Below are 9,978 nucleotides of genomic sequence, written 5' to 3' on the forward strand. Positions count from 1 at the left end.
CATCCCGCCCGCCGAGTTCGAGGCGAACCACTGGGCCACCGGAGTCGTCACCGACTACGTTGAAACACCCGTCCCGACCGGGGCTGGTTCCAAGTAACCGAGCCTCCACGAAACCCGGGGCGATTCACTCACGGATGAGGATCTGCTCGAAGGCGAAGCCGCCGCACTGGCCGACCGCCTCCGCCGCCAGGCAGGGGACATCGAGCTTGATGCAGCTGACGCTGAGCTGCTTGCGCACTCAGTCGCCGGCGTCGAGGTCACCGCGGTCATCACTGGCGTCGCTTCCGAGCCCTCTATTGGCCCCGAAGACTTCGCCGACACGTCTTGGACTGTGCTGGTGTCCACTGCGCGGTAGTGCTGCGCCGTGACTCAGCGAGCTGGTTGGGCGCCTGGCCCGAGATCGACAAAGCCGCAGGTCAGCGAACTGACCTGCGGCTTCATCGATCTGCGCGCCTGTAGGGATTCGAACCCCAAACCTTCTGATCCGTGGGCGTGGTTTTCGACGTCTGCTGTTGGTGACCATCTTCGCAGGTCAGAGGCGAGATTAGGCCGCCGGTCGGCCGTCGTCGTTGGCGTCAGTTGTCACCCTTTCCCATCATTTTCGATGAGTAAGTGATGGCTCGCGCGCCCGCGCGCGTTGGCGACCACACAAACCACACGTTGGTAGCGACCCTCTCAAGTTATCCCCTGAGAGGTGTGACGGTCCGCTGGGCCTCCAAGGCCCTGTCGAGGGCGTCGCGGAGCCACTGGACCTGGTCGTCAGTGACATGAACAGAGGTTTCCTCTGAGTCCTCGCCTTCCGTCACCGTGAGGCGGACCTCAAGGTGCCAGTAGTGCCCGTCCCACCCCTGGCGAACCTCAAGGCGCTCCTCACCATCGACCCATTCGCCGACCGCCACGGCCGGCAGATCCAATGCTTCAGTCATGGTCTTCTCCTCGTTGTGTCGCTACTTCGCTGGGGACCCTGCGAGGGGATCTACCCATGGGAGAGGATGCTGCCCATGTCGGTGACGATTCACGAAGTCTTGGGGGACCTTCGGTCCTCGGCTCTTGATGAGCGCGACAAGGGGGACAAGTTCGAACGGCTGGTGCAGTCCTTCCTGCGCACTGACCCGGAGTGGACGGCCAAGTTCGAGGACGTCTGGACCTGGACCGAGTGGCCCTTGCGTGGCAACCGGGGTGACACCGGTATCGATCTGGTCGCCAAGGTGCGGGACGCCGAAAGCTACGCGGCGATCCAGTGCAAGTTCTACGACGCGGACCGTACCGTCGCGAAGGCCGACATCGACTCTTTCCTTTCGGCGTCGTCGAAAGCTGAGTTCTCCGCGCGCTACTTCTTCGACACCGCAGCCGGGTGGTCAAAGAACGCTGACGAGACGCTGCACGGTCAACTAGTGCCGGTGCAGCGCGTGGACATCGGTTACCTCGAGGACTCGGGCATCGACTGGGCGGAGTACTCCTGGACCACTCCAGAGGTGCTGCCGTCCACTGGGCCCAAGAAGCTGCGGCCGCACCAGGCCAGAGCAGTGGATGACGTTCGCGCGGGGCTGAAGGCCGCCGACCGCGGCAAGCTCATCATGGCGTGCGGCACCGGCAAGACCTTCACCAGCTTGCGCATCGCCGAGGACCTGGTCGGTGAGGGCGGCAGCGTGCTGTTTCTGGTGCCGAGCATCCAGCTGCTTGCACAGAGCCTGCGGGAGTGGATGGCCAATCGTGAGACGGACATCCGCCCGTTCGCGGTGTGCTCCGACGTGAGGGTGGGTCGCAAGGGCTCCGACGAGGGCGATCTGTCCACCGTGGACCTGACTGAGCCCGCCACTACCGACGCCGCCACCCTGGCCGCCCGGATGGCGACGGGTAAATACGCCACCCCCCGGATGACGGTGGTGTTCGCGACCTACCAGTCTCTCGAAGTCGTTGCGCAGGCCCAGGATCTCGGCGTCGGCGCATTCGATCTCGTCATCTGCGACGAAGCTCACCGCACCACCGGCGTCACACTGGCCGGCCAGGACGAGTCCCACTTCGTCAAGGTCCACGACGGGGATTACCTCAGGGCCTCTCGTCGGCTGTACATGACTGCGACCCCGCGGGTCTTTGGCGACGCCGTTCGACAGAAGGCCACCGATGCGGAGGCCGTGCTGGCCGACATGGGCCAAGAGGCGATCTACGGTAAAGAGTTGCACCACCTGGGGTTTGGCGACGCGGTCGAGGCCGATCTGCTCACCGACTACAAGGTCCTGGTCCTCAGCGTCGATGAAACCTACGTAGCCGAGAACTTCCAGCACGCGATGGCCGAGTCCGGCGAGATCAAGCTGGACGACGCCGCCAAGCTGATCGGCTGCTGGAACGGGCTGCGCAAGAACTTCGGGCCTGGTGACCTCGAGGGAGACGACCCGGCCCCAATGCGCCGGGCGGTCGCGTTCGCCCGTGACATCAAGTCGTCCCAGCAAGCCACCCGCTCGTTCCCGGTCATGGTGGAACGCGCCAGGCAGGACGAGGCGGATGAGCGCACAGGCCTGCGCCTGGAAGCCGCCCACGTGGACGGCACCATGGGCATCCACGACCGCAACAAGCACCTGGCCTGGCTCAAAGACGACGCCCCCGAAGGCGTATGCCGCGTGCTAACCAACGCCCGCTGTCTTTCCGAGGGTGTGGATGTCCCCGCCCTGGACGCGGTTCTGTTCTTGACCCCGCGCGGCTCCCAAGTCGATGTGGTGCAGTCGGTGGGCCGGGTCATGCGCAAGGCCCCGGGCAAGCGGCTGGGCTACATCATCCTGCCCATCGTCGTCCCTGCAGGCCTCGCGCCGGAAGACGCGCTGCGCGACAACGAGCGGTACAAGGTCGTCTGGCAGGTGCTACAGGCCCTGCGATCCCACGACGAACGCTTCCACGCGATGGTCAACCAGATCGAGCTCAACAAGAGCAAGCCCGACCGGGTCCGGATCATCGACGTCACCCCGGGCCGCGGGCGCTCCGACGACCAGACGGACGGGTCAGAGCAGATGGCCCTGGACTACGGCTTCGACGGCTTCCGCGACGCCATGTACGCCAAGATCGTGCAAAAGGTCGGTGAAAGGAAGTACTGGGAGACCTGGGCCAAGGACGTCGCTGACATCGCCCAAGCCCACATCACCCGAATAAACGGCCTCCTGGCCGATCCCGAGTCCAATCCCGCGAAGGAGTTCGGCGAGTTCCTCGCGGGCCTGCGCGGCAATCTCAACGAGGCGATCACCCGCGACGAGGCGATCGAGATGCTCGCCCAGCACCTCATCACCGCACCCGTGTTCGAGGCGCTCTTCGAAGGTTACGACTTCAGGGCCCATAACCCTGTGGCTCAAACGATGGAGCTGATGCTCGCTTCTCTTGAGGAGCACAACCTTGCATCCGAGCAGGCATCGCTGGACTCGTTCTACGCCTCCGTACGACGCCGTGTGGCAGGTGTGCAGGACGCGGAGGGGAAGCAGCGGATCATCGTAGAGCTTTACGACAAGTTCTTCGCCACCGCGTTCAAGCGGACGGTGGACCGGCTTGGGATCGTCTACACGCCCATCGAGATCGTGGACTTCATCCTTCGATCGGCCGACGAGGTTCTTCGTGCCGAGTTCGGCCAAGGGCTCACTGACGAGGGCGTCCACATCCTCGACGGCTTCACCGGCACAGGCACGTTCATCACCCGCCTCCTTGCCTCCGGGCTCATCGAGCCGCATGACCTGGCGCGCAAGTACGCCACCGAACTGCACGCCAACGAGATGCTCCTCCTGGCTTATTACATCGCGGCGGTGAACATTGAGACCACCTACGCAGCTCTCGTCAATGGCGACGGCAGCGCACCCGGGAAGTACGAGCCGTTCCCCGGCCTCGTCCTCACAGACACGTTCCAAGCTTACGAGGACGGCGACCGGGACGACCTCGACATCTTCCCGGAGAACAACGAACGCATCACCCGCCAGCGTGCGCTGCCCATCACAGTCATTGTCGGCAACCCGCCCTACTCCGTCGGGCAGGATTCCGCGAACGACGACAACGCCAATGCGTCCTACCCGACGATCGACAGAGCCATCGAACGTACGTACGTGGCGAAGTCGAGCGCATCCTCACGCAAGGCCCTGTACGACTCGTACATCCGAGCGATCAAGTGGGCCTCATTGCGGGTAGCGGACAGAGGAGTCATCGCCTTCGTCACGAATGGCGGGTTCCTGGAAGCGAACACCGCCGACGGGATGCGTAAGTCGTTGGCCGAGGAGTTCTCCGCCATCTACGTCTTCAACCTAAGAGGCAACGCGCTCGCTGCCGGCGAGCGCGGTCGGCGAGAAGGCCGACCTGTTTTCGAGTTCGGTGGCTGGCGATCGGACGGAAGCGAAATAAAGAACACGGCTGGCGGGTCCCGAGCGACTATTGCCGTCACCGTGTTGGTCAAGAACCCTGCAAGCACCGGCGGGCTGCAAGTCGGCTACGCCCAGGTGGCGGACTACCTGACTGCTGGCGAAAAGATTCGGGCCGTGCAAGCAGCTGGCCACGTCCTAAACCTGGATCTGCAGCAGGTGGTGCCCAACGCACAAGGCGACTGGGCTGAGCAACGCTCGGCGGACTTCGAGAAGTTCATCCCAATCGGCGCCCGAGGTGGCAGCCCTCGAATCTTCGAACGCTACTCACTTGGTGTCGGCACGAACCGGGATCCGTGGGTCTACAACCGCAGCGCCGACGTCTTGCGCCGATCAATGCGCCTAGCCACCGAGACGTACAACCAAAGCCTCTCGACGGGCCGCATCAACGACGCACGCAGGATCAAGTGGTCGTCATCGCTTGTTGCACGCTTTGAGCGCGGGGAGGTCATTGAGCCCTACGTGGGCGCGAACCTTCGCGCTCAGTACCGCCCGTTTGAACGCACGACTCTCTACGGAGACCAGCGATGGATCCATCGCCCGGCGGTGATCCGACTTGCGTTTCCGCCAGGCGCGCAGAACCTAGGTCTAACCATCACAGGCGTGTCGTCACACGCCGAGTTCTCCGCGCTGGCCACGACCTTCTTGCCCGACCTTCACTTGCTCGACAGCAGCCAACTTTTTCCGCGTTGGACTTGGGAACCAGCCTCGCCTGCAGAGGGCACGCTCGATCTGGGTGGCTCCGAGCGCGACCTGGTCAACGGACTTCGCCGACTCGACAACATCACGAACGAGGCGCTGCGGATATGGCAGTCGGCGTATGGAGACACGTGGACTAAGGACGACGTGTTCTTCTATGTCTACGGTGTACTGCACTCTCCGGACTACCGCCAGCGGTACGCGGCCGACCTAAAGAAGATGCTCCCGCGTATCCCACTCGTCGCAACTCCTGAGGACGCCCGCGCGTTCGCCGACGCAGGTCGGGCTCTGAGCGAGCTCCATGTCGGCTACGAGGCGGTGCCGCCGGCCGCACTCGATGGCCTCGACGCGCGGCCAAGCGAGGGAGGCGAGGATGCGGCGTACCGCTTTTACGCCGTCGGCGACAAGAAGATGCGCTTCGGCGGCAAGGGCAAGGTCAAGGACCGTTCGACGATCCACTACAACGACCGGATTACCGTGAGCGGCATCCCAGAGGTGGCATACCGCTACCAACTCGGCTCGCGGTCGGCCATCGAGTGGATCATCGACCGCTACTGGGTCAAGACCGACAAGGCGTCCGGCATCGTGAACAACCCAAATGACTGGTCCCGCGAGGTCGGCGACCCGCGCTACATCCTCGACCTCCTTGCTCGGGTCGTCACCGTGTCCGTAGAGACTATGCGCGTCGTGGACGCACTGCCGTCACTCGCTGTGCGGGAGAGCTGAGAACATGGGCCGAGTCCACTCGGTTGAGGTCCATGCGGCCGGCCTCGATCCGGACTGGTGGCAGCCGGTCACGTTGACAGCGCCGGTGTCAGTGTCAGTGCGACCCGCTTCGATAGATACATGAAGATGCACAGTCAGCGTAAGTGTGAGCAGTAGTATGGCGCGATCAGACAGCGCGCCCTTCGCGAAGGAGTCGGACTTGACCACGATGCATGCGCCGGAGCAAGACCTGCAGGCTTACGTGCTCGGTGTTGTTTCCGAGATGCCCCGTCCCTTCGACGAGCTGCTGGGCAAGGTTCTGGCCCAGTTCGCGGTTGACCGGGAGGAAGTAGTGGCGGCCGTCTGGGACTTGGTGGAAGACGAGGGCCTTGTCTACGACGCGTCAGCCACCTTCCGCCGCGCCTAAGGGTGCCCGCTGAGTCCCAGGTCGTTCGTGTTGTACCACCCGCGCCTCATACGCGGGACGAGCGGCTACACAAGCAAACCGAGACCTCGCCGAGCGATCCACGCGGCCCGGCTCGCCACGACCGAGACCGGATCTATTACAGCGCTGGATTCCGCAGGTTGGCTGGGGTAACGCAAGTCTTTACCCCAGACCCATCTGGCTTCCTAACGCACAACCGGCTCACGCACAGCCTCAAGGTGGCGCAGGTCGGGCGGAGTCTTGCGGAGGTGCTCTTGGCCCGATCGGACCTGCACGAGGTGCTCGAGTCGCTGGGCGGTCTGGACGCGGAGGTTGCCGAGGCGGCCGGACTCGCCCATGACGTGGGACACCCCCCCTTCGGGCACATTGGTGAGGCGGTGCTCGACCGCTACGCGCGAGAGCACCTCAGCTTGCCTGAGGGCTACGAGGGCAACGCTCAAACATTCCGAATCGTGGCGCGGGTAGAGCCGAGGAGCAGGAAGCCCAACGGGTTGGACCTCACCGCCGCCACGCGTGCTGCCGTCCTTAAGTACCCGTGGCTGCGGGCCGGAAGCGTCCCGGCAGCCGAGGCCGACGTCCTCACGCATCTCCGCTGGAAGAAGTTCGGCGTCTACGAGGAGGATCGGGAGGCGTACGAGTCGGCGCGTTCGTGGGTTCCGTTGCCCGAGAATGTTCAGAGTGTCGAAGCGGCAGCGATGGACATCGCAGATGACATCACCTACGCGCTCCATGACTTGGAGGACTTCCACGAGTCGGGACTGCTCGACTCGACCGCGGCGCGAGAGGCTCTCACGACGTGGAAGCAGAGTTTCGCGGGCCGCGACCCTCAGGACCCGGGACCTCTAGTGGAGAACCCCTTCGAGCGGCTGAGGGCTAAGCTCGCGAAGGAATACGCTGTTCGCTTCGATGCCGAGGCTTTCGAGGATGCCGTTACGAGCGTCGGAGCCCACCTGCTGCAGCTGCAGTCGGAGAGCGTCGGAACGCGGCGCGCCACAGCCAACACCCGTCGATTCGTTTCTCAGTTGATCACGGACTTCGTTGGCGCGGTCCAGGTGCAGGACCAGCCGACCTGGGACCAGCCCCCGCTCATGCTGGAGAATCAGCACTGGCACCAAGTGCAGTTACTGAAAGAGATCACGCAACAGTTCGTCATCCAACGCCCGGACCTGGCTGTCATTCAGCGTGGTCAACAGGCCCTCTTGCGAGGGCTCTTGGACGACCTGGTGACGTGGTGCGAGGACGCGAAAGACAAAAGGCGACTTCCCGGTGTGCTGCGTGAGTCCTACGGCGAATACGGAAACCGCGGACTGCTTGACTACGTGTCAGGACTTAGCGATCTCCAGGCTGTTGCTCTGCACCGTGCGCTGCGCGGCGACGGACGGCACACGCTGGCTACAAGCTTCACGCATTAGATCGCACCTGTCGGCTGGGGTCTTCGATAAGTAGGACCGCTCGCACGGTGGACGCGTGCCATGCCCGTCCGCCCTGGCTGGTATCCACGCCGTCTGCGTTGAGATCACTTGCGATCTGTCGCAGCGTCTGGCCGTCAGCACGCCGTGCAACTATTCGGTCGCGCGTGGCGCTCGGAAGGCTGGAAGGCCGACCCAGGCGCACCCCAGCCGCGCGTTTAGCCGCTAGCGCGTCCTTCGTTCGTTGGCTGATGATCCTGCGCTCCCACTGGGCTGCGGACGCCATCACGGAGGCGAGAAACTCGCCCGCAGGGGTCGAGAGGTCGATGCCAAGGTCCAGTGCGACGAGGTTCCACTCGCCGTCCTGCGCTCGCTTCATAAGCGCAGCGAAGTCGAGGAGGGACCGTGACAGCCGATCTAGCTTGGCGACGATGAGAGTGCCAGCTTCTCCGGACTCGACCGTCCCGAGAGCCTCGGCGAGGGCCGGACGGCCGGTGATGCTCTTGCCGGACATGCCCGCGTCGGTGAACGTGCCATGGAGCACCCAGCCTCGGCGTGCCACCTCGGCCTCGATCGCCGCCCGCTGGGCCTCGATGCCGGCACCGGATGCGGCCTGTTCGTCCGTGGACACACGGAGGTAGGCGACGACGACGCCAGGGTTACCTGGCTGCTTCTTCCTGCGGCTCATGGCCGAAGGTGTACGCCAATCGGTCGATTGCTGTACACGGATCGGTGCCGGCCAATCGATTTCTCGCCGGTTTGGCGAATGGCGGTCCCGCCTTCTGCAACCATTGCGCCAATCAGTCGGGCGCGGCTCGCGCAGCGAGGGGCTTCCCGTCCGGGCGGAGGACACGTTTCAGCAGGGGGACCTTTGCACGAGATCGTCGGCCCTTTCCGGACCCGGAGGTTTCTCACCAGCACAACGGACCGTCGGCATGTCTATTACGTCTCAGTGACCGCGAACTCGCTGAGCGAGGCGGTTCTCGAGGCAGTGCAGGCGGGGGTGGCGCTGAGCGGTCCGAAGGGGTCCGTCAACCTGGACGATCTCGACTTGCCGGGGGCGGACTTACGTGACGTGTACTTGCGGGGTTGCAGCATGACTCGGGCCAATCTGCGTGGTGCGAACCTGGCCGGTGCTGTGTTGGGTCGGCTCGATGATGCGGACCTGACGGGCGCGAACCTCTCGGGGGCCCGCTTGAGCGATACCCGCGGTGCCAACCTCTCAGACACCGTGCTGACTGGTGTGCGATTCGACGGTGCCCTCTACGGCACCACTCTGGATGGGGCTGACGTAGCTGGCACCCGAGTCGGACAGTGGCACTTCAACCACGCAGACTTTCGCCATTGCCGGAACCTGGATCGCCTGGAGCCCGGGATCGAGATGCCGGGGGGCGACTTCCTCGTCTTGAAGTGGCCGCAGTACTACCGCGGGAGCGACGTTCTGAAGATGCCGGGTGGAGGTGGAGCTAACTGGCGCGCCCTGCTCCGCGCGCGCGGGGAGTTGTGACCGTCGGGCCTTCCCGCAGACGAGGTCTGACGATGTGGATTCGCTCCGACGTCCGCCAGCGTGACGGGCCCGAACGATGGCCCACGGTGGAGTCTCTGTGGAGTGATGCACGACGGAGGTGGCCGACGGCGGCCGTCTCGTGCTAGGTCAGGCAGCGATGGGCGCCCCAGGGGCACTCACAAGAGTTCCTGCGTGGAAGTCGAGCTGCACCCGACTCGCCTGAGGATGGAGGAGGTCGGCTGGGGTAAGCCCCAAGGCGCGGTAGCAGTCTCGGTACTGGGCGATGGTGCGCGGATTGCAGTCGCCTTCGACGCCATACGCGTCCAGCATCAACTGCCCTAGCGCGCTAGTCGTCTTGGCGTCGGTGGTGGCCAACGCTCGACGAAGGCTCTGCCCGGTGAGGCCCACCGGGGCAGAAAATCGACAACGGTCATCGAAGTAGTGCTGAGCGATGCCGAAGAGTGGCGCCGTCTCGAGGTCCTGCACGAGCTCGAGGCCGTTCTTAGCGGCCTCCTTGCGGCGCAGTTGAAGCTCGTACCGCACGACGCCGGTCTCTGCGGCTGCCAGGGCACGCGCTTCCGCGGACAGGAGACCGCGCTCTGTGCGTGCAAACGCCAGGTAGGAAGAAGCTCGGACGTAGAGGCGGCTCAGGTGCCGATCGGTCTCGCGAACCACCGTTTCCGCCCCCCGGCAGTCAGACGCGATGAATCGCCCCGGGTTTCGTGGAGGCTCGGTTACTTGGAACCAGCCCCGGTCGGGACGGGTGTTTCAACGTAGTCGGTGACGACTCCGGTGGCCCAGTGGTTCGCCTCGAACTCGGCGGGCGGGATG

The 9,978-nt window shown here is 64.4% G+C and carries 7 protein-coding genes; 4 read left to right on the plus strand and 3 right to left on the minus strand.

Annotation, left to right across the window (positions count from 1 at the left end; all coding sequences use genetic code 11):
• Positions 1–680 precede the first annotated feature (680 nt).
• Positions 681–926, minus strand: a complete 246-nt coding sequence (locus tag IEZ24_RS21275; RefSeq protein ID WP_129457133.1) for a hypothetical protein — start codon at positions 924–926, stop codon at positions 681–683.
• A gap of 75 nt (positions 927–1,001) precedes the next feature.
• Here IEZ24_RS21275 and IEZ24_RS21280 point away from each other — a divergent pair, with 75 nt between their 5' ends.
• From IEZ24_RS21280 to IEZ24_RS21290, 3 genes are all read left to right on the plus strand, one after another.
• Entirely contained in the window at positions 1,002–5,807 is a 4,806-nt protein-coding gene (locus IEZ24_RS21280) for a DEAD/DEAH box helicase (RefSeq protein WP_129457134.1), read from the plus strand.
• 199 nt (positions 5,808–6,006) lie between these two features.
• Positions 6,007–6,213 carry a hypothetical protein gene (locus IEZ24_RS21285; protein WP_129457135.1) on the plus strand — a complete coding sequence of 69 codons (207 nt, stop codon included), beginning with the start codon at positions 6,007–6,009 and terminating at the stop codon, positions 6,211–6,213.
• A 2-nt stretch (positions 6,214–6,215) separates the two neighbouring features.
• Positions 6,216–7,643 (plus strand): deoxyguanosinetriphosphate triphosphohydrolase family protein, encoded by a 1,428-nt coding sequence (locus IEZ24_RS21290; protein ID WP_165356221.1) that lies wholly within the window; start codon positions 6,216–6,218, stop codon positions 7,641–7,643.
• Here IEZ24_RS21290 and IEZ24_RS21295 read toward each other — a convergent pair.
• Positions 7,633–8,328: a recombinase family protein gene (locus IEZ24_RS21295; protein ID WP_129457137.1), complete on the minus strand. Its 696-nt coding sequence runs from the start codon at positions 8,326–8,328 to the stop codon at positions 7,633–7,635. The genes IEZ24_RS21290 and IEZ24_RS21295 overlap by 11 nt on opposite strands.
• Before the next feature lie 264 nt (positions 8,329–8,592).
• Between IEZ24_RS21295 and IEZ24_RS21300 the strand changes: the two genes are divergently transcribed.
• Entirely contained in the window at positions 8,593–9,147 is a 555-nt protein-coding gene (locus IEZ24_RS21300) for a pentapeptide repeat-containing protein (protein ID WP_207206950.1), read from the plus strand.
• 147 nt (positions 9,148–9,294) lie between these two features.
• On the opposite strand, the gene IEZ24_RS21305 is transcribed toward IEZ24_RS21300, so the two are convergent.
• The gene (locus tag IEZ24_RS21305) at positions 9,295–9,822 is read right to left on the minus strand and encodes a hypothetical protein (RefSeq protein WP_129457139.1); all 528 of its coding nucleotides are present in this window, start codon (positions 9,820–9,822) and stop codon (positions 9,295–9,297) included.
• Between the last annotated feature and the right edge of the window lie 156 nt (positions 9,823–9,978).

Source organism: Nocardioides ganghwensis, assembly GCF_014779655.1.
GTDB classification, from domain to species: domain Bacteria; phylum Actinomycetota; class Actinomycetes; order Propionibacteriales; family Nocardioidaceae; genus Nocardioides; species Nocardioides ganghwensis.